Source organism: Herbivorax alkaliphila (assembly GCF_030848475.1).
In the GTDB taxonomy this organism is placed as follows: Bacteria; Bacillota; Clostridia; order Acetivibrionales; family Acetivibrionaceae; genus Herbivorax.
This window is the reverse complement of record NZ_JAVDDS010000004.1, coordinates 16436-38034: the sequence shown is the minus strand read 5'-3', so window position 1 is coordinate 38034 and position 21599 is coordinate 16436. Positions and strand designations below refer to the sequence as shown.

Here is a 21599-nt window from a genome sequence, read left to right as displayed (position 1 = left end):
TCTTAAAAATTTTATATCGTATCATGCTGATTCACTTTTATCTTTACACTTTTTTATCATTTCCAAAAATTCATCAAAAAGATATGCAGTGTCTGTAGGTCCTGGAGAAGCCTCAGGATGAAACTGCACTGTAAACACTGGAATGTCCTTGTACCTTATTCCTTCAATTGTATTATCATTCATATTTATATGACTCACTTCCATTTTACTTTTATCCAATGATTCTTCTATAATAGTGTACCCATGATTTTGGGATGTAATATAAGTTAAATCTTTTTGTATATCTTTAACAGGATGGTTGCAACCTCTATGTCCAAATTTAAGCTTTTGTGTATCTGCATTGTTTGCAAGGGCAATAACCTGATGACCAAGGCATATTCCAAAAAACGGAAGGTCATTTATTAATTGCTTTACAGTGTTTATTGTATCGACACAGTGCTTTGGATTTCCCGGACCATTTGAAAGCATTACAGCATCAGGCTTTATATCTAAAATCTCTTTTGCTTCTGCATAAGCCGGAAAAACATATATATCAAAACCTCTTTTTGAAAGTGACCTTATAATATTTTGCTTAATTCCTAAATCTATTAAAGCAATTTTATATCCATCCCCTTTATAGTGCTTAACTTCCCTTGTTGTAACTAAATCTACGGGGTTTTTAATTTTATATGCCTCTACCTCTTCTTTCTTATCCTCAAATTTAAATTTAACATCTGTGCTAATTATTCCTCTCATAGTTCCCTTATCTCTTAGATGTCTCGTTAACGCTCGGGTATCAACACCTTGAATACCAATTATATTATTTCTTTTAAAATATTCATTCAATGTCTCAACAGATCTCCAGTTACTAGGCCTATCACACAATTCTCTGACAACAAAACCTTTAACCTGAGGTTTTGCTGATTCCAAATCGTCTATATTAACCCCATAATTCCCGATAAGAGGATAAGTCATCGTTACAACCTGTCCATGATATGATGGGTCTGTCAGAACCTCCTGATACCCTGTCATACCTGTATTAAACACTATTTCTCCAACAACTTCTCCTTTTACACCAAAGCTTTCACCATCAAACACCGTACCATCTTCAAGTACTAAAACAGCTTTCATAATAATCCCACCTTATTTAAAACAGTTTATTTTAACACACTGTTAATATCTTCTTTCATTCTCAATGCTTCTGCTCTTGAAGCTTCATAAAACTTCTCCTCTGTATATTTTTCTCTCCATCTTTCTGACTTATAGGCACAAATAATACTTCTCGATGCATTTACTATAGCCCCCAAGCCATCTGGATTAAAGGAATGAACCACATCTCTTGCAGTTCCTCCCTGAGCACCATAACCTGGAACTAAAATATATGCACTTTTTAATTTGCTTCTAAGTACCTTTGCCTGATTGGGATATGTCGCTCCAACAACTGCACCAACACTACTATATCCATAATTCCCTTTAACTTCTTTTCCCCATTCTTCAACGTATTCTGCAACAATTTCATACATACTCTTTCCCCTTTGAGTAAGAATATCTTGAAACTGCCCAGAAGAGGAATTTGAAGTTTTTACAAGAACAAAAATCCCTTTGTTATACTTATCACAGTCAGCAATAAAAGGTTTTATTCCATCCACACCAAGATATGGGTTTACCGTAAGTGCATCTACATCAAATATAGATTCCTTTTCGTCATTATCAATTGAACTTTTTCCCAAAAATGCCGTAGAATAACTTTTAGCTGTTGAACCTATGTCATTTCTTTTTCCATCTGCTAGTATTAAAAGACCTTTTTCTTTTGCATACTTGCATGTATCAGAAAAAGCCTTCACACCTTCAACTCCATACATCTCATAATAGGCCATCTGAGGCTTAACCGCTGGAACAATGTCATATACAGCATCAATAATATACTTGTTAAACTTTAAAATTGCATTTGCTGCTCCCTTTATACTTTTTCCATGTTTTTTAAATGATTCTTTTTTTATAAAAGTAGGTACATAGTCAATTTTAGGGTCTAATCCAACTACAGATGGGTTGTTTTTTTCTTTGATTTTTTCAATTAATACATCAACAAACATTTCATAACTCTCCTTTTTACTAAATATTTCTTTATAATAAAATCTTTTCTTTAACCAATATTTTCCCGTTTACAATGGTATGATAAATACTTCCCTTTAGTTTGAAACCATTAAATGGTGAATTTTTTCCTTTGGATTTGAAATTTTGAACATCAACCAAAAACTCTTCATCTATATCTATTATAGTTATATCTGCATAACTCCCAACTTCTAAAGTACCTTTTCCAAGTCCTAATAACTTAGAAGGATTTATACACATCTTTTCAACTAATTGTTTTAGTGTTAGGTGTCCTGGTTTTACAAGATAAGTTATTGCCAGTGGAATAGCTGTTTCAAAACCTGATATTCCATTAGCAGCAACATTAAATTCAACATTTTTTTCATCTATGTGGTGAGGTGCATGGTCTGTAGCAATAATATCAATAGTTCCATCCTTTAAGCCTTCAATGATACCATTAACATCTTTTTTTGTCCTCAAAGGAGGATTTGCCTTTGCAAAAGTATTAAAATCACTACACGCCTCATCAGTAAGCACAAAATAGTGAGGACAAGTTTCGCAGGTTACTTTTACTCCTCTTTTCTTTGCATGCCTTATAAGATCTACCGAAAGCTCTGTACTTACATGTGCAATATGAACTGGTACTTTGGTGTATTCTGACAATATAATATCCCTTGCAACCATAATTTCTTCCGAAGGTGCAGGTATTCCTTTAAGCCCTAGTATTGTAGACTGATATCCTTCATTCATAACACCTTCTTCTGCTAAACTAAGTTCTTCACAGTGAGATATTATTGTTATATCAAACATTGATGAATATTCCATAGCCTTTTTCATTAGTGAGGCGTTCTCTAAAGGTCTTCCATCATCTGATAAGGCAACTGCCCCAGCAAATTTTAACTCTCCTATTTCTGAGAGTTCTTTTCCCTCTAACCCTTTAGATATTGATCCTATCGGGTATACATTTACCATATCTTCCTGCTTTGCTTTATTTATAATGTACTTTACTATTGATTGATTATCAATAACAGGATTTGTATTTGGCATACAGGCAACAGATGTAAATCCTCCTGCTGCTGCACTTCTTGTTCCACTTTCTATATCTTCTTTATACTCATATCCTGGATCTCTTAAATGACAATGGGCATCAACAAATCCTGGAAAAACATACTTTCCTTCTGCATACACTATATCCCCACTAGAAAACTCTAGATTTTCACCTATTTCAGATATTTTTCCATCTTCAATCAAGATATCTGCTTTTTTATCTAAATTCATTCTAACATCCACAATATGACCATCTTTAATCAGTATTTTCATTAATATCCCTCCTTGTCAAAAGATACAAAAGTGCCATCCTCACAGCTACACCATTTGTAACCTGTTCATCTATAAATGATTTATCATTATCAACAACTGAAGTTGTAAGCTCTACGCCTCTGTTTACAGGGCCTGGATGTAATACAATTGCATCTTTTTTTGCAAGCTTCATTCTCTTTTCATCAAGCCCAAAAAACCTTGCATATTCTCTTATTCCAGGAAGCAAGCCACTTTTTTGTCTTTCATTTTGCATTCTAAGTCCCATAACCACATCAGCATCAATAAGTGCTTCCTGAACTGTATTGAAAACTTTTACACCTGTTTTTTCTAACTCAGGAGGCATTAGCGTTGTAGGTCCTGCAACACTAACTTTAGCACCCATCTTTGACATTCCCCAAATATTACTCCTAGCTACTCTGCTGTGATATATGTCACCTATTATCGCAACTTTCAAATCTTTTAAAGATTCCTTTTTTTCTATAATGGTAAACATATCCAAAAGAGCCTGAGTAGGATGCTCATTTATTCCATCTCCTGCATTTATAACAGAAGCATCTACATTTTTAGCTAAAAGATGAGGAGCCCCTGACATAGGATGTCTTAGTATAATTACATCTGCTCCCATCATATTAATGGTCTTAGCTGTATCAATAAGTGATTCTCCCTTTGCTACACTACTTCCTGATGCTGATACATTAGCAGCACTAGAACTCATGTATTTAGCAGCAAGCTCAAAGGACAGTCTTGTCCTTGTACTGTTTTCGTAAAACAGCGTTATAATGGATTTCCCCTGCAAATGTGGGGTCTTTTTATTCTTTGAACCAAGAATAAGTTTCATTGTTTTTGCATTACTCAAAATATGTTCAATTTCACCTGCTGTTAAATCTTTTAATCCTAAAAGATTTTTTGATTTTAAAACCATTTTCCCACCTCACTTAAAATAAAACTTTATTATATGATTTCCTTTTCAAGCAAAAAGAACTCAAAAAAATAGTAAGGGTAATCCCCTTACTATTTTTAATATCTATACCATTTAAAATAACTTTTTTCCAAATTTCATTTTTAAAAATAGAATAATTTAAATGTGGAAGGCAGGTAACATTACTTGCCTTTAAGTAAATACCCCCAACTGGAATATTATATCTAACGCTACTTAGACACATTTTATACTTGTCCTTTATTTTTTTAAAACAAACTAACTTTACCATTTAAATCCCTACTTTTATTTAAATAAAACATTATTAAAACTCTTTTTTATTTCTAAGGCATTATTTTTTTAATGGCTAAGAAATAACTCCTATTCTCATCGCATTCTTTAATGGCTAACTCCCTTTTCCATATCACTTATTGTTACAGAATTCACTCTGTCCACTTCATACAAGTTAACATTCACAACCTCAAACTTAGATGTTGGAACATTTTTCCCTACGTAGTCAGCACGTATCGGAAGTTCTCTGTGTCCTCTATCAATCAATTCTGCAAGTTGAATCATCTTTGGTCTTCCAATATCCATTAAGGCATCAATTGCAGCTCTGACAGTTCTACCTGTGTATATAACATCATCTACAAGAACAATTTTTTTACCATCAATTTGAAAATCAATTTCTGTTCCATTTATTACTGGATGTTCCGCTAAAAGACTTAAATCATCCCTATATAAAGTTATATCTAAAATTCCTATCGGAATGTCCTTTCCCTCTACTCCTTTAATTTTTTCAGCAATCATTCTTGCAAGGGGTACACCACGACGTTGAATTCCAATCAAAGCTAAATCATTTACACCCTTATTCTTCTCAATAATCTCGTGTGCTATTCTTGTTACTGCTCTGATTATACCACTTTCATCCATTATTATAGCTTTTTCTGCCATTTTTTTACACCCCTTAATATTTGTAATAGGTTTTGTAAACGCCCCACTTTATCTTGTTTAAGTATATTTCAAAAAAGCTTCTTACCAGACGGCAAGAAGCTAAAGCACAAAGTATAATACACACTATGTTTGACTCGTTACTCTAACCTTTCCAGCCTCTCTGGACTCAATTAAAGGTTTTTAACCTAAGCCTTACACCAAGTGAAAGACTTAACAAAATCGGGACTAGGTACCCTAATATTTATTCAACTTTATATCATCATATCATAAAAATAATATCCTTGTCTATACAATTTGGTTATACAGTTTAAAAAATTTATTCACTTCAGATTATCTTTTGAAATTAATCCCAAGTATTCCTCCAATACTGCCTGTTAAAGTGCCTATAACAAACATTGTTACAACATGCTTGTTTATACTGAAATCTCCAAATGTAGTACTGCTTAACAAAAACAACACCAACATATATACAAAACCAACAATGCCTCCATTTAACCATCCTTTGCTTCTAATGTATTTTGTGGAAATCCATCCTGCTATCACCACACTAAGCAATGTAGTAATAATTACAAAAGATGATATGTACTTTTGTGGAAAATCAGTAAAAGTCAAAATATATGCAAATATTGCAAAAACAGGCAGTGTGATAAGATATGACACAAGTATTGCTTTTGCTATGCTCAATGTATTTGCATGTTCATCCATAATATTTTTTGCCGACTGACCAGTTTTATTATTCATATTAACCTCCATAAATAAATCTTTTTTAGTACATTAATAATTTATTGCTTTGTACTTAAAATTAGAACACGAATAAATCAAGCATTCTCAAATTCAACCCTTTTTTTCACATGAATACCTATATATTAATAAAATATTATGATACCAAACAGTCTAAAATAAAGATGTGCTTTTTTAAAACAACCATTAGTTTTTGTGCATTGTAAGTTAAACTTAGGAGGTTCAATTATGGGTTTTTTAGATTTTCTTTTTAATAAAACCAAAAAAGCTGACATCAAAGATAACAATCTATTAGGACCTACAGATATTGCACCAGCTGACGTTAATAGAATTGACCACGAGTTCTCTGAAGACTTAGCTACAGAGAACTCAGAGGCTCCAAAATATGAAGAAAATAATTCTTATTCACAAAGTGGAGTTTATATGCAAAATGCACAAAAAACTTTTAAATTACTTTATGACGGTATTTTATCTAAAAATGGATCAGATGAAATCCATGCAATTGTAGGCTATGGAAATAACCTTAACTGGGAAGATGTTGAGGAACATCCAATGTCTAAAACAAAAGATAACAAGTTTGAATTAATGTTTACCGTTAAAAGACCTGGAAACATCAACATTGCATTTAAAGACAATGCAGAACATTGGGATAACAATTCAGGTCACAACTATAATTTTGAAAACTATGTTTGCTAAAAAAAGCACATTAATAAAAGTTGCACTGTTTTCTTTTTGAAGGCAGTGCAACTTGTTTCAAAATACCCATTCCATTTTTTAAACACTAATAATATATACACCCTCACTTAAATACTCTATATGCTCTTTGATTTCTTTATGCTATAATAATATCTACATTTTAAATTTGAGGTGTTAGTTTATGCGAACTAGAAAAAAACCATGGGCAAGACCTGCCCTTGAAGCATGTGATTTTTTTGTTGAAAATCCACAAAACTATATAGGAAAATGGCATAGTATTTTCCCAAACCAAAGTGAAATTTGGTTAGAATTAGGCTGTGGCAAAGGAGGCTTTATATCAAAAATTGCTTCTTCCCACCCTGATATAAATTTTATTGGTATAGATATAAAAGACGAAATGCTGATTTTGGCAAAAGAGAAAATTGAAAAAGAATATTCTATTTCTAACTTAGATACTAAGAACATAAAAATTATGGCTTTTGAAATAATGATTATTCATAAAATAATGAATGAATGCGATTCTGTCAATAAAATATTTATTAATTTTTGCAATCCATGGTATAAAAACACTCACAGAGCCAGACGCCTTACTCATCCTAATCAGCTGAGACAGTACAAAACCTTTTTATCTCTCGGAGGTGAAATTTGGTTTAAAACAGATAATTTGCAGCTATTTAAAGACTCTATAAAGTATTTTGAACAATCAGGCTTTAGCATAAATTATCTTACATACGACCTTCATTCCAGTGACTTTGATGAAAATATAGAAACAGAACATGAGAAAATGTACTCTAAAGAGGGGCACAAAATAATGTTTCTAATAGCCAAACATATAGACAGTTCTGGCGCCTTTCACATTCAATAAAAACTTACTAGTGCAAGACACAGTTATTATGTGAGCATATTTTAATGCTCAAAACAATCATAAAAGCTGGATTAAGTATGCTTATGAATTTACGAAACTTGCACTAGTTGGTTGGATGTTATTTAAGTGGATAAAATAAGAATCTTGATTTAATATTTAATACCAGAAACATTTAAAATTTCATTTTTTAAACTTTCCATTTCTTCTTTTTTGTTTTTACTTCTAAGAGAAGGGATATTTATTTTGATGCTTTTTTTAAGATTTAAAGGAGGCCCCTTAAAGATATGTATGCTATCTGCTAAGTATAAGGCTTCATCAATATCATGTGTAATAAAAAAAACTGTCTTATTGTTTTCTTTTAAATAATTTATAATATAGTTCATAAGTTTCTTTTTTAAATCTAAATGCAATCCCTTAAAAGGCTCATCCATTACAAGAATATCTCCATCAAATGCAAAAGCTCTAGCAATACAAACTCTTTGCTTCATTCCTCCGCTTAACTGGTCAGGATAATGAGTTTTAAACTCTGATAAATCAACAAGGGAAATGTACTTATCTGAAAGCTTTTTTGCCCTCTCCTTTTTATAATAACTTTCCAACACAAACAAAATATTTTCTTCTACCGTTGCCCATGGCAAAAGACGCTCTTCTTGAAATACATAGGAAAATTTCTTTTGTTCTAGTCCTTCAATTGTTCCATAATCAGCTGATATAATGCCTGTCATTACATTGATTAATGTGCTTTTACCACATCCTGAAGGCCCAAATATACAATGAATTTTATTTGAATTGAATTTTAAACTTAAATTATCGATAACTTTTAAATTTCCAAAACTCTTTTTTAATTCATTAATAATTACTTCCAATTATTTTTCCTCCATTTAAATAGTTTTCACCGACGATCTTTTAATAGCAACTTTCCTTATTATTTTTGCAAATATAATTTCAAATATAAAGCTTAACAATATAACTACAAGTGTCCATGCAAAGAGTTCTGAAGAATCTAAATATACCTTGGCACTATATAAATTGCTTCCTATAGCGTTTTTAGGGTGGCTTAACACTTCTGCTGCTACACTAACTTTCCACCCCAGCCCAAGACATGTAATACATGCAGCTGAAAAATATGGCAAAATAGATGGAATATATACTTTTTTTAATGTAATGCTTTTTTTTACTTTGTACACTTCAGCCATTTCTAGAAGATTCTTATCCACATCTTTAATTGCTGCAACAAGGTTTGTCCATATTACTGGGTAACACATGAGAAAACAAATAAATATTGGAACATTCCCGGAAGAAAACCAAATTAAAGCTATAATTATAAATGATAAAACCGGCGTTGATTTAATCGCAGTCATTAAAGGCTGTATAAGATTATATACAAAGTTGCTCAAACTTGAAATAACAGCAGTTAATGCACCAATTAGTATTGAAAGAAAAATCCCCAAAACTACCCTGTATATAGAATTAGCAACAGAAATCCAAAAAGTCTTTAAAAATATCAATTCACTCAAACGAATAAAAACACTTAAAGGAGACGGAACATAAATGTCCCGTCCAATAATTAAATGGATAATCTGCCATATGCCTATCCAAAAAACAAATATAAATATCTTTTTTATAAGGCTGTTTTTATCTTTCATAATAGAATTCTTCATCTGCTATTTTGCCCCCAACAGACCTAGGCTCAAAACTATATAATACTTCATAAATCTCCTGTAATGACTCTTTTGCCTCACTAGCATCTCTATACACTATATTAGAGTAAGGTATTGCATTTTTGGCAATTTGTGCATTTGGTAATATCTCATACTTTTCAATTAATTCTGCAGTCTCATCCACATTCTGATTTGCAAATTCTATAGATTGTTTGTACTCATCCAAAAAATTGTCCAACAATTCTTTGTTGTTTTCTGCAAACTCTCTTTGCACAATAATAACACCCATTATAAGCTCTCTTCCATCAGATACTTTTTCCCATTCCTCAGTAATATCCAATGCAATTTTTGCATTTTCATTTCTCATCATAGCTGTAGTTACATGTGGCTGTGGCAAAAGGGCAATATCAATATCCTCTTCTGCTACAGCTGCCGCAAGGTCAGCATGTTCAAGGTTAAAATCAACTGTAACATCATCATTTATTTGAAGGTTGTTTTTGCTCAAAAGGTACTGGAATAGGAAATCCGGCATAGAACCCCTACCGCTTACATTTACAGTTTTTCCTTTCAAATCTTCAATAGCATTGATGCTGTTCCCATTTTCTAAAACATATAATACTCCTAATGTATTTACGGCAGCTAATTGTATCTGTCCTTCTGTACGATTATGTAAAGTCATGGCCAGATTGGTTGGAACTGCTGCAATATCAACTTCTCCACTAATAATCTTTCCATTTAAATTATCCGGACTTCCTGTAAGTGTGAAATCATAATCTAAATCAGTTTTTCCCTCTTCACTATCCTCAATTAACTTAACCATTCCCATCCCAGTAGGTCCATTTAGTGCAGCCACTGCAACAGGTTCTTTTTGCTCTGTTTCATTACTACATCCAGCCATACTTAATATAATAACTGATGAAATAATAGCTATCATTGTTTTTTTAAATACTTTTTTCATGGTATACTCCCTCTCCTTTCTAAACCGTATTATATTATATCCCACAAAATTAATGATTTCAATCAATTATTAATTTCCATGTTGCTCCACGAATGTACAAATACTTTTCTAGAAACTATAGAACTAAATATTGTAACAAAGACAAAAATAATAATTACAATTGGAAGATTCAAAAACTTTTGTATAAAACTAACACTTACAGGAAAGTCTTCTATTAAAAATAAAATTATAGGACCAACTGATAAAATTGAATATGTTATAGGCAGAACCATAGCTATTATATTTCCTATAATCTTATTTTTATCATAAAATTTATCCAAAACAAATATGTCTATAGCATAAGTTAGAGCTACAGAGCCACATAGCAAAAGTGCTAGTGCAATACCTGCTAAAATTATTGACAAAATACCTACCCCATTTAAAATAGAATATACCATTATTCCTGTAAAACTTATAATATATACAGGCACTAAAATCATTGTACATTGAATATTAAATACATCTGAAGCCTTTAAAGGCATTACTTTTAAAAGCCAGTATCTGTTTTTGACAAGATTTTTATCTGTGGCAAGTTCAATAGGAATAAAAGGTATTGAAACAGCTATAACATTAATAAAGCTTGCTATAGCCATTAAAAGATAAATATTAAATAAAGGATTGCTAAAAATATCTCTTGCAATTAATACAATAAGCATTATTAAGTATCCACCTAAAAACATGGCACACCCTGGTAATAATTCTTTATTCCTAAATGCCATCTTCCATTCACCCTTAATCCAATTCCACAAATAATTTTTTTTAGTATCATATGATTTTTCCCATTTATTTTTATAAATCTTAGCTTCAGTATGTTGGCTCTTACTCCATCCTGTATAAAAAAATCTTTGAGCAAAAATAAAAATTAATACAGTAATAAGACCTGTTACCAATATTAATAAACTCAAAGATAACATTAGCTCACCTATAGAACCTAGCACAGCAAAAAGAAATATCCTTATACCTGCTGTAAATGAAAATAAATCCATCACAAAGGGTCTTTGGAAAAACTCCAAAACACTTTCCATGTGTAGGTCTATTATAGATTCAATTCTTCCTAAGAGTATAAAAAAACCCATATTGACAACAAAAGAAAAAACAACAATTATTGAAGAGTATATCTTTGATGAAAGCAATCTTACACCTAACATACCAATAATAACTCCAGCTGCACTAGGTACAATTGATATTAATATATAAAAAGGTATTATAAGAAAATAAAAATACCACGGTGCAGATAAACTTTGCCCCATTGCAAACAAAACAGGAAAGACCAAAAAAAGTTTTCCCCAAGTATTTTTTACAATATATTCAATAAACTTCGACATAAAGACATAGTTTATAGGAACTGGTATGGTTATAAGATAATTTAAATCCGGTGACCTATAGAAGTTACGAATTAAATTGTTTGCACTGTCAAAAAAACATAATAGATATATCCACCCAACTCCAATGGCAAAAAAAGTAGTTGCAACAGCTATTCTTACATTTTCATCACCAACAAATATATCTTTGATAAATAATCTATTAACCATATTTATCAAAAACACTTGAGATATTACAATAAGTATTCCAATAAATATAGTTCTGGCAATGGTTTTTTTATCACGCCAGAGTATATTTTTTAAAATTAAAAACCTTAATTTTAAAAACCATAAAATATAATTCATCAACCTTCACTCCCATCAGATTCCATTTGGTTACTTTTTGTAAGCTCTACAAAAATATCTTCAAGTGTAGATCCAGGAAGTGCGGCTTTTTCTTTTAACTGATTCAGTGTGCCTACAGCAATTAATTCTCCCTGATAAATAACGCCTATTCTATCACATATCCTCTCAGCAATTTCCATTATATGAGTTGTAAATAATATGGCAGAGCCCTCATTTGCATACTTTCTAAATAAATCCTTTGCAACTTTAGCACTTACAGCATCAAGAGCTGTAGTGGGCTCATCCAACAAAAGAACTTTAGGTCTATGTAAAATTGCAGCACCTACTGTAATTTTTCTTCTCATTCCCTGTGAATAAGTACCAATAAGTTTATCTGCATCATCTATAATTTGCAATTCTTCAAGTAAGTCATCTATTCTTTTTAATTCATCTTTAGAAACTTTTTTTGAATATATGCCTGATACCATCATCAAAAATTCTCTTCCTGTCAGTTTACTATAAAGATATGGATTTTCAGGAACATATCCAAGATTTCTTTTTGCATCAATAGGATGACTTGCTATATCATGTCCACATATTTTTACATTTCCAGATGTAGGTTTTAAAAGGCCTGAGCAGATTTTAATTGTTGTTGATTTTCCTGCTCCATTATGTCCTAAAAAACCAAATATTTCACCTGGCTTGACTGTAAAACTAATTCCTTTAACAGCCTGCTTTTTCCCGTAATTTTTTACTAAATCAATCACCTCAAGCATTTAATCCCTCTTTTCATATGTCTTGTAACATCTTTAATCTATTGACAAGACTTTATTTTTATTTATGATAAAACTTACTTTTAAACTGATTTAACCACTACTTTAGGTGCATGTTATTTTAAAAGAATTCTAGCATTTTTAACAATAATTTTCAAGCAAAAGTATAGAAAAATATCAATCTCTTTTACCTAAAAAAAAGGAACTTTATATAAGTCCCTTTTTTTATGCCTTTTGTACTTCTTCGATGTCACTTATTGCCCATTTCTTTATCTTTACTTGGGTTTTCTCAACACCTGTTTCTAAAACAACTTCATCATCTTTAATATTGATTATCTTGCCGACTATCCCACCTGATGTTGTAACATTTTCACCAACTTTTACTGCCTCAATCATTTCTCTGTGTTGCTGTTGCCTTTTCTTTTGTGGTCTAATAAGAATAAAGTACATAATAACTACAAAAAATAAAGGAAACGCAAATGCACCAAATAATTCACCTAAACCTTCCATAATACTAATCCTCCTAATTCTATATATTATTTTAGTGCTTTTTTATAAAAGCACGTAAAAGCTTATTTGTAACCAAATTTTCCAAAAAACTCATCCCTAAAATCTCCAAGCCTATCTTCCTTAATAGCCTCCCTTACATTTTTCATTAATTTCAATAAAAATCTCAGATTATGCCAAGTGGTAAGTCTAATGCCTAAAACTTCTCCTACTTTTATAAGATGCCTTATGTATGACCTAGAAAAATTCCTGCAAGCATAGCAATCACATTCCGCATCCATAGGAGAATTATCTCTTGCATTTGAAGCATCTCTTACAATCACTCTTCCCCTGCTGGTCAATATGGTACCATTTCTCCCCATTCTAGTTGGAAGAACACAATCAAACATATCTATCCCTCTAATTGCACCTTCTATCAAATAATCAGGACTTCCAACTCCCATAAGATACCTAGGCTTTTTCTCTGGAAGAAGTGGCACTGTACACTCAAGCATTTCATACATTTCTTCTCCAGGCTCTCCAACACTCAATCCACCAATTGCATAACCAGGAAAATCAAGTTCTAAAAGTTCATTTGCACTTTGTTGTCTTAGCTCTTTATACATACCTCCCTGTACAATACCGAACAACGCTTGTTTTTCAGGATTTTCATGAGCTTTAATACATCTTTTTGCCCACCTAGTTGTTCTCTCTAACGATTTTTTTGCATACTCAAATTCTGCAGGATATGGAATGCACTCATCAAAAGCCATTATAATATCTGCACCTAAATAGTTTTGAATTTTAGTTGCACTCTCTGGTGAAAGAAATTTTTTTGATCCATCAATATGGGATTTAAAAGTAACTCCCTCTTCTTTAATTTTTCTAAAATCCCCAAGACTAAAAACTTGAAATCCTCCACTGTCTGTTAGAATTGGCCTGTCCCAATTCATAAAGCCATGAAGACCTCCTGCTTCCTTTATAATTTCCTCCCCAGGTCTCATATGCAAATGATATGTATTACTGAGTATTATATGTGCTTCAATGTCTTTTAATTCATCAGGGGACATCCCCTTTACAGTTGCCTGAGTACCTACAGGCATAAATGCGGGAGTATCAAAATACCCATGAGGTGTATGAACCCTTCCAAGCCTTGCTCCCGTCTGCTTACACTTTTTTATAAATTCATATTTTATTGCGCTCATATCTCTCCTACTTTTCTATTTTATAAACATAGCATCTCCAAAACTAAAAAATCTGTAACGTTCTTTTACTGCTTCTTCATAAGCTCTTAATATTTTTTCTCTGCCTGCTAATGCACTTACAAGCATAATTAGCGTAGAGCCAGGTAAATGAAAATTTGTAATTAATGCATCTACAACTTTAAACTTATAGCCTGGATAGATATAAATATCTGTCCAGCCACTTTGAGAATTTACCATTCCACTTTCATCACCAACAGTCTCAAGAACTCTGCTACTTGTTGTTCCAACAGAAATCACTTTATTTCCATTTTTTTTAGCTCTGTTTATTTTGTCACAATCTTCTTCATTTATCCAATAAAACTCATTGTGCATCTTATGTTCTTTAATATTTTCTACTTTGACAGGTCTAAAGGTTCCTAAACCCACATGAAGAGTAACAAAAGCAATCTCAACGCCTTTGTCTTTTACTTCATCTAAAAGCTCTTTGGTAAAATGAAGTCCTGCAGTTGGAGCTGCAGCAGAACCTTTGTGTTTTGAGTAAACTGTCTGATAACGTTCAGAATCATCAAGTTTTTTGGTGATATATGGAGGTAATGGTACTATTCCTACCCTGTCAAGAATTTCTTCAAAAACACCATCATACTCAAATCTGACAAGTCTGTTGCCTTCTTCTAAAATCTCTAAAACTTCAGCTTTCAGTATTCCATCTCCAAAAACAAACCTAGCTTTAGGTTTTGCTTTTCTTCCTGGCTTTAAAATTACTTCCCAAACGTCACCATCAATTTTCTTTAAAAGAACAAATTCAATTTTGCCACCAGTATCTTCCTTCTCCCCAATCAATCTTGCCGGAATTACTCTTGTATTATTTAAAACAAGACAATCCCCTCTATTTAAATATTGAATTATGTCTTTAAAAACTTTATGTTCAATATTTCCCGTTTCTTTATCTAGTACAATCATCCGAGACAACTGTCTATCTCCTGATGGTTCCTGAGCAATAAGCTCCTGTGGTAAATCATAATAAAAATCATTAACTTTCATTTAAACACCATTTTTCTTTAGATTCTAACCATAGTATATGTAGAATAATACATTAAAAATTATTTATCCGCAAGGTTAAATTTAGAAATTTAAATACTTCTCTACTCAATTTCTGTGCCTGGAAAATAATGAGAAAGTATTTCTTCATATTTATATCCATTGTCAGCCATTCCCTTTGCACCTTCTTGACTCATTCCAACTGCATGTCCCCATCCTCTTCCTGTAAAAGTATAAATTGTAGGTACTGCAGGTATTGTAGTTTTTTTATTTCCTGCACTTACAACACTCACATCATTACCAATTGTTTTAAGTCCTGAGCTTGTCATTACTTTTTTTCCTGCCAATTGCGTTTTCTCATAATTGTCCTCATCTGTTTTAACCAGTACATCTGCATCTGTAGTAATGTCAAACCATTGGCTATCTAAACTTAAAAAATTTCTGGTATTACCATTTGTATATACCCTTTTATCTCTACTTCCATTAACAACTAATTCAATGGCTCTTCCAGCTTCAGACCTTTTTGTAATATTAATACCCCTTATATTACCAAGGTCAAATCCTCTCCCTATCATTATTTCATTTATTCTTTGAGCAGTATAAGATACTTCCCATTCATAACGCCATGAAGTTCCAGACTCATATTTATCTTCTACACTTACAAGATAAGGATAGCTGTTACCTCCCCATACATTTTTAACATCCTCTGTCCTTCCACCACTTGAACTAAAGTAAAATACTGCAGCTGTACTTCCATTGTAAGTTACTATTTGCCCTTTTGTATCATCAATAGCCTTATTGGTTTCTTCTGCTTCACCATCATATCCATTATAAACTTGGGAATTTACTGTTGTACACATACCAAACCCTAGTCTTTCATATTTGTACATACTATTTATAGAATATGTTCTTGCAGCCACTGCCTGAGCTTTTAAAGCTTCTGGATGAGAACTGGCTTGAATTTCATATGGCACAACACCATAAAGATACTCTTCTAAAGGCAAAATATTTACAAGAGTCATATCACTATCTGTAAGGCGTTTAACTTCAAAACTTCCTCTGAACCTTTTTTCATCATCCCTGTTGATTCTTAGCACCTTAGGTGTGTTTTTCGAATCAGGTCGAATATGAAATACACCTTCTGAGCTGTCAAACATAAGCAAAACCTCAGCATCATCTGATAAAGTTACAATTCTTGTTGAAGAAGGCTTTACTAATGAATAGTCATCTTCATCTAATTCCAGTTCCTCCATTGCATCCTTTGCCTCATTCTCGTCAGCATAAACCCCTCCCCATATTTGCCATTCATCTACATACGCGGGATAGGCATCTATACCTTTTTTATTTATTTCATAAAGCTCATCAATTAAAGAATCATAGTCATCATAGCCCTCACTAATTTTAATATGATAAGCTTCTGTTGACTCTTCAATCACGTCTTTTGATATTGTAACAGTGTCATCTAAAGTTTCTTGAACTAAAGGAGTAAATTTGTTATCTTCAAAAATTCCCAACTGAATTCCATACTCTGCATCAACCTCAAATTTTGAAAGAGCTGTATACTGACCAGTTTGTGAATCATTAAAGTAAAGTCCTATTCTAACCATTTCAGGTACACTTGCATATGTAACATTAACACTATTTACATTAAAAATAATACTAATAACTACAAGAAATAATATTTTTTTTAAGTTACTCTGAGAAAAATTAGTTAATTTCATAATAACCTCCTGCTTTATCTTTTGTAATTGCACACTTTATACTTGATTCGACAAAACATAACCTTTACCTTCCTTGTAACACAATTGTAAAATATACCATCCATGTAGGAGCGATTTTAATTAGCTGTATATATTTTCATTCACATAAATAACATGCGCCGGTTTTAATTTTATTAATTGAAAAACTAATAGCCTAGTGTTAAAATATAAAGAAAACTGTATAAAAGCGTGGGATTTATATGAGAAAAGGATTAATACATGTTTATACTGGAGACGGTAAAGGTAAGACAACCTCTGCTATTGGTCAGGGGATACGTGCTTTCGGCAGAGGAAATAAAGTATATATGATTCAGTTTTTAAAAAGCCAAGATACAGGTGAATTATTAACTTTAAAAAATTTAGAACCAAATTTTAAAGTGTATCGTTTTGAAAAAATCAAAGGTTTTATATACAATCTTACTCAGGAAGAAATAGAGGAATTGAAAAAACAGATAAACACTGCCTTTGATTTTGTAAAAAATACAATCTCTAATTGCAATTGTGATTTGTTGATTTTAGATGAAATTATTGGTGTATTAAGTAATAATCTTATTAATATAAACAGCATAATTAATCTTTTAAAAAACAAACCTGAAAAAATGGAAATTATTCTAACAGGAAGAAATGCACCAAAAGAAATACAAGATATAGCTGATTATATTTCTGAAATCAAAAGCATAAAGCATCCCTTAGAAAACGGAATACCTGCAAGAAAAGGTATAGAATATTAAACACCTTTATCCTTCTTGAATCTAAGAAAGATAAAGGTGTTTTTAATTTCTTACTCTAAAGAAAATTCCTTTTTAATTGAATTCGCTGCATCATCAACATTTCTCTCAAAAACTAAGCAAGATATATCCACTGTAGAAGTTGTAATTAGCTTTACTTCTATTTTGGCCTTAGCCAACGCTTTAAATACTCTTGCTGCAACGCCTGGAATATACTTCATTTCTTCACCAAATACAGATATTTTTGAGTTATATGCATCTACTTCTACAGAAAAATCTTCTACCTTATCCTTATAGTCATTCAATAAAGTAATAGCTTTCATCATATCATCTGTCGGCAAACTGAATGACATGCTTACTGTTCCTTTAAAAGGTGCTGGCTTACTAACCATATCAATATTAATACCCTCATCTGACATAGCTGTGAATATTTCCGAGATAAGCATTATATCATCTGGTAAATTCTCTAAAGTTATCATGGCAACACTATGAGAAACATCAATATTTGTTACAGGTTTTTTACTCATATTAATCCCTCCTCAAAATTTGAAGCTTCTACTTAGGAATAATCAAATTTTATTACTAATTTATTCCTTGCTTTGTATCAAGTCATCCATGCTATACATGCCAGCATCTTTTCCATGCATAAACGCTGCAGCATTTAAAGAACCTTCTGCAAATATGTCCTTTGACATTGCAACATGGTTAACCTCAATTATTTCATCATTTCCAGCAAAAATCACTGAATGATCGCCAACAATTGTTCCACCTCTTACTGCATGCATTCCTATTTCTTTCTTACTTCTTTTTTTCCTTCTTGAGTGTCTGTCATAAACATATTCCTGTTTTTCATCCAAAACAGAGTTTGCAGCATCTGCAATTGCTAAAGCAGTACCACTTGGTGCATCAATTTTTAAGTTATGATGCTTTTCAACAATCTCTACATCAAAATCTTTTTGAAGCACCTTTGCTGCTTTTTTTACTAAATCTATCAACAGATTAACGCCAATTGACATATTAGCAGCATAGAAAACAGGTGTATGTTTTGATATATCTTTAAGTGTATTTATCTGCGAATTAGAAAGTCCTGTAGTGGCAATAACTGATGGTATTTTTTTATCTACGGCAAAATTAATTAATTTTTCAAACGCTGCAGGATGGGAAAAATCAATCATAACATCTACGTCTACATCACATTTTTTTAAATCAGTAAATACTGGATATGTATTTTCAATTGATGTATTCATATCATAGCCCGCAACAATTTTTAAATTTTCCTTTTTCTCTGCCAATTTGGTAATAACCTGACCCATTGCACCATTGCAACCACTTAGTAATATATTTGTCATTTGGTTCGCACTTCCTTTAACTTTAGTATACTATTTGATAATTTAGCAAACGCCGTTTAGACGGCGTAAAAACTAAATCAACTCGTATTTTTTCAAAACATTCTTTAATTCTGCAACTTTTTCTTCTTCTAAGCCCACCAAAGGCAAACGACAGTTTCCTACATTCATTCCCATAAGGTTCATAGCCTCTTTTAAAGGTATAGGGCTTACATCCATGAAAAATGCATTAATTAAATCCATGTATTTAAGCTGTATTTTTCTAGCTCCTTCTGTATCACCTGAAAGATACTTATCAACCATATCATGTGTCTGTTTAGGAATAACATTTGCCATAACAGAGACAAGACCTTTACCTCCTAGAGATAACAACGGCAGAGCTAAGTTGTCATTACCCGAATAAACAGCAAAGTCATCGTCACAAAGATTAATGATATCTGCAACTTGTTCAATGTTACATTCTTTAATTGCAACAATATTATCAATTTGGGACAAATCTTTTACTGTCTCAGGCTCAATATTAAGATTTGTTCTCCCCGGCACATTATATAAAACAACAGGTATTTTAACACTGTCTGCAATAGCTTTAAAATGTTTATAAAGCCCTTTCTGGTTTGTCTTGTTATAGTATGGAGTTACTGTGAGTATTGCATCTGCACCAACCTTTTCTGCATACTTGCTAAGGTCAATCGCATGATTTGTATCATTGCTTCCCGTCCCTGCAATAACAGGTATTTTTTTGTTTACTCTGTCCACAGCAAATTTTATAACTGACTTATGTTCATCATCTGGCATTGTCGATGCTTCACCTGTTGTTCCACAAATAATTAATGAGTCAATACCTTCTTTAACCTGAAAATCAATAAGTTCTCCTAATTTTTCAAAATCAACACCATTTTCTTTAAATGGAGTAATAATTGCCACGCCTGCTCCTGTAAATATTGGTTTACTCATGAAAACACCCCTTCTTTAGATTTATTGTACTATTCATTCCACTTTTTAATTAATTCTTGAGCAATCTGAACGGTATTTGTTGCCGCACCTTTTCTGATATTATCTGCCACAACCCAAAAATTTATCCCGCTTTCAACACTTTCATCACGTCGTATTCTTCCTACAAAAGTTTCATCTTTACCATTTGCATTTAGTGCTAATGGATAAATGTTTTTTGAAACATCGTCCTCAACAACGACTCCTGGAGCATTTTTTAATACTTCTTTTAACTCATCTAAATCAAACTCCTTTTCAAACTCAACATTAACTGATTCACTATGAGAGTTAAATACAGGTACTCTTACTGTTGTAGCTGTGACCTTTAAATCTTTTTTTCCTAAAATTTTCCTTGTTTCGTCAATCATTTTTTTCTCTTCCTTGGTGTATCCATCAGGAAGAAATACATCAATATGTGGTAAACAGTTACCTGCTATCTGATGTTGAAACTTTTCAGGTTCTTCACCTTTAAGTCCTCTTTCCAAATCTTTATACCCATCCAACCCAGCACCTGATACAGCTTGGTATGTTGAATATACTATTCTCTTAATTTTGTACTTATCATCTAATGCCTTTAAAGGCACAACAGCTTGTATTGTGGAACAATTAGGATTGGCAATAATACCTTCATGCCAAGAAATATCTTCTGGATTTACCTCAGGAACAACTAGAGGAACTTTAGAATCCATCCTCCAGCAACTACTATTGTCAATTACCACACAGCCTTTTTCTGCAGCAATAGGTGCATACTTTTTACTTGTACTTCCCCCTGCTGAAAATAAGGCTATATCAATTCCTCTGTCAAATGATTTTTCTGTCAACTCTTCAACAGTATACTCTTCTCCATTAAAAGTTATTTTTTTACCTGCTGAACGCTTTGAAGAAAAGAAATATATTTTTTCTATAGGCAACTTTCTTTCCTCTAATACTTTTAAAAATGTTCTTCCAACCATTCCAGTTGCACCTACAACTGCTAGGTTTACTTGTTTCATTAAAATTACCTCCTAAGTTTTTCAGTGAAAATAAATTAAAAAAGCTGGTATTTAACCAGCAGTTCAAAATTTTAAGATATTAGAAATTTTTATAACACCTTTTGCTTTGAACTGATAGCACTCCATCAACTTATATGATGACAGTTATACAGCTATTAACCACACAACCAGAACATACTCTTAAAGGGCAGTACATTCTTCGGCAGCCTTCCCTTTCAAACTCCATCATTAAAGCCCTAACTTTTCAAGAATTGTACTAATGAAAACTGCTCCTCTATCAACCTCACCATATCATTTATCATTATTTGCAAATATTTTAACATCTTTCTTCCAAAATGTCAAACAGTTTTTGCATTTTTGTTTTAAATTTATAAGTTATTTTATTTAAAACTATTGACACCTAAAATATATGCTA

The 21599-nt window shown here is 32.1% G+C and carries 22 protein-coding genes and 1 riboswitch; of the genes, 3 read left to right on the top strand and 19 right to left on the bottom strand.

The genetic code is table 11. From position 1 onward, the window contains the following. Positions 1–21: 21 nt before the first annotated feature. The 6 genes from RBH29_RS02170 to RBH29_RS02145 all read right to left on the bottom strand — a co-directional run bounded on the left by RBH29_RS02170 (position 22) and on the right by RBH29_RS02145 (position 6001). Positions 22–1110, bottom strand: coding sequence for a carbamoyl phosphate synthase small subunit (locus tag RBH29_RS02170; RefSeq protein ID WP_306694812.1), 1089 nt, complete (start codon positions 1108–1110; stop codon positions 22–24). Positions 1111–1136: 26 nt separating this feature from the next. Continuing rightward, the gene (gene pyrF / locus RBH29_RS02165) at positions 1137–2072 is read right to left on the bottom strand and encodes an orotidine-5'-phosphate decarboxylase (protein ID WP_306694811.1); all 936 of its coding nucleotides are present in this window, start codon (positions 2070–2072) and stop codon (positions 1137–1139) included. A gap of 31 nt (positions 2073–2103) precedes the next feature. Next, positions 2104–3390 (bottom strand): dihydroorotase, encoded by a 1287-nt coding sequence (locus RBH29_RS02160; RefSeq protein WP_306694809.1) that lies wholly within the window; start codon positions 3388–3390, stop codon positions 2104–2106. Continuing rightward, positions 3374–4312 carry an aspartate carbamoyltransferase catalytic subunit gene (locus RBH29_RS02155; RefSeq protein WP_306694807.1) on the bottom strand — a complete coding sequence of 313 codons (939 nt, stop codon included), beginning with the start codon at positions 4310–4312 and terminating at the stop codon, positions 3374–3376. Before RBH29_RS02155 ends, RBH29_RS02160 begins: the two co-directional genes overlap by 17 nt. Positions 4313–4705: 393 nt before the next feature. Further along, entirely contained in the window at positions 4706–5260 is a 555-nt protein-coding gene (gene pyrR, locus RBH29_RS02150; protein WP_306694806.1) for a bifunctional pyr operon transcriptional regulator/uracil phosphoribosyltransferase PyrR, read from the bottom strand. A gap of 330 nt (positions 5261–5590) precedes the next feature. Further along, positions 5591–6001 carry a TIGR04086 family membrane protein gene (locus RBH29_RS02145; RefSeq protein ID WP_306694805.1) on the bottom strand — a complete coding sequence of 137 codons (411 nt, stop codon included), beginning with the start codon at positions 5999–6001 and terminating at the stop codon, positions 5591–5593. Between the two features lie 228 nt (positions 6002–6229). Here RBH29_RS02145 and RBH29_RS02140 point away from each other — a divergent pair, with 228 nt between their 5' ends. Beyond that, a complete protein-coding gene (locus RBH29_RS02140) occupies positions 6230–6697 on the top strand; it encodes a carbohydrate-binding protein (RefSeq protein ID WP_306694804.1) in 468 nt (155 codons plus the stop codon). Between the two features lie 181 nt (positions 6698–6878). Next, positions 6879–7562 (top strand): tRNA (guanosine(46)-N7)-methyltransferase TrmB, encoded by a 684-nt coding sequence (gene trmB, locus RBH29_RS02135; RefSeq protein ID WP_306694803.1) that lies wholly within the window; start codon positions 6879–6881, stop codon positions 7560–7562. A 149-nt stretch (positions 7563–7711) separates the two neighbouring features. Here the strand turns inward: trmB and RBH29_RS02130 are convergent, their stop codons facing one another. The 9 genes from RBH29_RS02130 to RBH29_RS02090 all read right to left on the bottom strand — a co-directional run bounded on the left by RBH29_RS02130 (position 7712) and on the right by RBH29_RS02090 (position 17089). Continuing rightward, positions 7712–8428 (bottom strand): ABC transporter ATP-binding protein, encoded by a 717-nt coding sequence (locus RBH29_RS02130; RefSeq protein WP_306694802.1) that lies wholly within the window; start codon positions 8426–8428, stop codon positions 7712–7714. A 15-nt stretch (positions 8429–8443) separates the two neighbouring features. Continuing rightward, positions 8444–9223: an ABC transporter permease gene (locus RBH29_RS02125; RefSeq protein ID WP_306694801.1), complete on the bottom strand. Its 780-nt coding sequence runs from the start codon at positions 9221–9223 to the stop codon at positions 8444–8446. Then, complete coding sequence (locus RBH29_RS02120; RefSeq protein ID WP_306694800.1) at positions 9198–10181, bottom strand: ABC transporter substrate-binding protein; 984 nt, start codon at positions 10179–10181, stop codon at positions 9198–9200. Before RBH29_RS02120 ends, RBH29_RS02125 begins: the two co-directional genes overlap by 26 nt. Before the next feature lie 62 nt (positions 10182–10243). After that, positions 10244–11887 (bottom strand): putative ABC transporter permease subunit, encoded by a 1644-nt coding sequence (locus RBH29_RS02115; RefSeq protein WP_306694799.1) that lies wholly within the window; start codon positions 11885–11887, stop codon positions 10244–10246. Further along, positions 11887–12642 carry an ABC transporter ATP-binding protein gene (locus RBH29_RS02110; protein ID WP_306694798.1) on the bottom strand — a complete coding sequence of 252 codons (756 nt, stop codon included), beginning with the start codon at positions 12640–12642 and terminating at the stop codon, positions 11887–11889. The genes RBH29_RS02115 and RBH29_RS02110 overlap by 1 nt, the downstream gene beginning before the upstream one ends. 222 nt (positions 12643–12864) lie before the next feature. Next, positions 12865–13149: a preprotein translocase subunit YajC gene (gene yajC / locus RBH29_RS02105; RefSeq protein ID WP_306694797.1), complete on the bottom strand. Its 285-nt coding sequence runs from the start codon at positions 13147–13149 to the stop codon at positions 12865–12867. A 62-nt stretch (positions 13150–13211) separates the two neighbouring features. Continuing rightward, positions 13212–14330: a tRNA guanosine(34) transglycosylase Tgt gene (gene tgt / locus RBH29_RS02100; protein WP_306694796.1), complete on the bottom strand. Its 1119-nt coding sequence runs from the start codon at positions 14328–14330 to the stop codon at positions 13212–13214. A 15-nt stretch (positions 14331–14345) separates the two neighbouring features. After that, positions 14346–15371, bottom strand: coding sequence for a tRNA preQ1(34) S-adenosylmethionine ribosyltransferase-isomerase QueA (gene queA / locus RBH29_RS02095; protein WP_306694794.1), 1026 nt, complete (start codon positions 15369–15371; stop codon positions 14346–14348). Between the two features lie 101 nt (positions 15372–15472). Next, positions 15473–17089 carry a SpoIID/LytB domain-containing protein gene (locus RBH29_RS02090; RefSeq protein ID WP_306694792.1) on the bottom strand — a complete coding sequence of 539 codons (1617 nt, stop codon included), beginning with the start codon at positions 17087–17089 and terminating at the stop codon, positions 15473–15475. 239 nt (positions 17090–17328) lie between these two features. Here RBH29_RS02090 and RBH29_RS02085 point away from each other — a divergent pair, with 239 nt between their 5' ends. Beyond that, on the top strand, positions 17329–17859 hold the full coding sequence (locus RBH29_RS02085) for a cob(I)yrinic acid a,c-diamide adenosyltransferase (RefSeq protein ID WP_306694791.1): 531 nt from the start codon (positions 17329–17331) through the stop codon (positions 17857–17859). Positions 17860–17909: 50 nt separating this feature from the next. On the opposite strand, the gene RBH29_RS02080 is transcribed toward RBH29_RS02085, so the two are convergent. The 4 genes from RBH29_RS02080 to RBH29_RS02065 all read right to left on the bottom strand — a co-directional run bounded on the left by RBH29_RS02080 (position 17910) and on the right by RBH29_RS02065 (position 21184). Next, entirely contained in the window at positions 17910–18383 is a 474-nt protein-coding gene (locus RBH29_RS02080) for an ACT domain-containing protein (RefSeq protein WP_306694790.1), read from the bottom strand. A gap of 60 nt (positions 18384–18443) precedes the next feature. Continuing rightward, positions 18444–19205 carry a 4-hydroxy-tetrahydrodipicolinate reductase gene (dapB, locus tag RBH29_RS02075; protein ID WP_306694789.1) on the bottom strand — a complete coding sequence of 254 codons (762 nt, stop codon included), beginning with the start codon at positions 19203–19205 and terminating at the stop codon, positions 18444–18446. A 72-nt stretch (positions 19206–19277) separates the two neighbouring features. Beyond that, positions 19278–20156: a 4-hydroxy-tetrahydrodipicolinate synthase gene (gene dapA / locus RBH29_RS02070; RefSeq protein WP_306694788.1), complete on the bottom strand. Its 879-nt coding sequence runs from the start codon at positions 20154–20156 to the stop codon at positions 19278–19280. A gap of 29 nt (positions 20157–20185) precedes the next feature. Next, a complete protein-coding gene (locus tag RBH29_RS02065; protein ID WP_306694787.1) occupies positions 20186–21184 on the bottom strand; it encodes an aspartate-semialdehyde dehydrogenase in 999 nt (332 codons plus the stop codon). 107 nt (positions 21185–21291) lie between these two features. Beyond that, positions 21292–21469, bottom strand: a riboswitch (Lysine riboswitch). Positions 21470–21599: the final 130 nt, after the last annotated feature.

Bases quoted from the DNA above. Each gene is read 5' to 3' on its own strand.
- pyrF (WP_306694811.1), bottom strand. From the start codon at position 2,072: ATGTTTGTTGATGTATTAATTGAAAAAATCAAAGAAAAAAACAACCCA.
- RBH29_RS02140 (WP_306694804.1), top strand. From the start codon at position 6,230: ATGGGTTTTTTAGATTTTCTTTTTAATAAAACCAAAAAAGCTGACATC.
- RBH29_RS02085 (WP_306694791.1), top strand. From the start codon at position 17,329: ATGAGAAAAGGATTAATACATGTTTATACTGGAGACGGTAAAGGTAAG.
- RBH29_RS02090 (WP_306694792.1), bottom strand. From the start codon at position 17,089: ATGAAATTAACTAATTTTTCTCAGAGTAACTTAAAAAAAATATTATTT.
- tgt (WP_306694796.1), bottom strand. From the start codon at position 14,330: ATGAGCGCAATAAAATATGAATTTATAAAAAAGTGTAAGCAGACGGGA.
- dapB (WP_306694789.1), bottom strand. From the start codon at position 19,205: ATGACAAATATATTACTAAGTGGTTGCAATGGTGCAATGGGTCAGGTT.
- RBH29_RS02115 (WP_306694799.1), bottom strand. From the start codon at position 11,887: ATGAATTATATTTTATGGTTTTTAAAATTAAGGTTTTTAATTTTAAAA.
- dapA (WP_306694788.1), bottom strand. From the start codon at position 20,156: ATGAGTAAACCAATATTTACAGGAGCAGGCGTGGCAATTATTACTCCA.
- RBH29_RS02120 (WP_306694800.1), bottom strand. From the start codon at position 10,181: ATGAAAAAAGTATTTAAAAAAACAATGATAGCTATTATTTCATCAGTT.
- RBH29_RS02125 (WP_306694801.1), bottom strand. From the start codon at position 9,223: ATGAAGAATTCTATTATGAAAGATAAAAACAGCCTTATAAAAAAGATA.
- RBH29_RS02155 (WP_306694807.1), bottom strand. From the start codon at position 4,312: ATGGTTTTAAAATCAAAAAATCTTTTAGGATTAAAAGATTTAACAGCA.
- queA (WP_306694794.1), bottom strand. From the start codon at position 15,371: ATGAAAGTTAATGATTTTTATTATGATTTACCACAGGAGCTTATTGCT.
- RBH29_RS02080 (WP_306694790.1), bottom strand. From the start codon at position 18,383: ATGAGTAAAAAACCTGTAACAAATATTGATGTTTCTCATAGTGTTGCC.
- yajC (WP_306694797.1), bottom strand. From the start codon at position 13,149: ATGGAAGGTTTAGGTGAATTATTTGGTGCATTTGCGTTTCCTTTATTT.
- pyrR (WP_306694806.1), bottom strand. From the start codon at position 5,260: ATGGCAGAAAAAGCTATAATAATGGATGAAAGTGGTATAATCAGAGCA.
- trmB (WP_306694803.1), top strand. From the start codon at position 6,879: ATGCGAACTAGAAAAAAACCATGGGCAAGACCTGCCCTTGAAGCATGT.
- RBH29_RS02110 (WP_306694798.1), bottom strand. From the start codon at position 12,642: ATGCTTGAGGTGATTGATTTAGTAAAAAATTACGGGAAAAAGCAGGCT.
- RBH29_RS02145 (WP_306694805.1), bottom strand. From the start codon at position 6,001: ATGAATAATAAAACTGGTCAGTCGGCAAAAAATATTATGGATGAACAT.
- RBH29_RS02160 (WP_306694809.1), bottom strand. From the start codon at position 3,390: ATGAAAATACTGATTAAAGATGGTCATATTGTGGATGTTAGAATGAAT.
- RBH29_RS02170 (WP_306694812.1), bottom strand. From the start codon at position 1,110: ATGAAAGCTGTTTTAGTACTTGAAGATGGTACGGTGTTTGATGGTGAA.
- RBH29_RS02065 (WP_306694787.1), bottom strand. From the start codon at position 21,184: ATGAAACAAGTAAACCTAGCAGTTGTAGGTGCAACTGGAATGGTTGGA.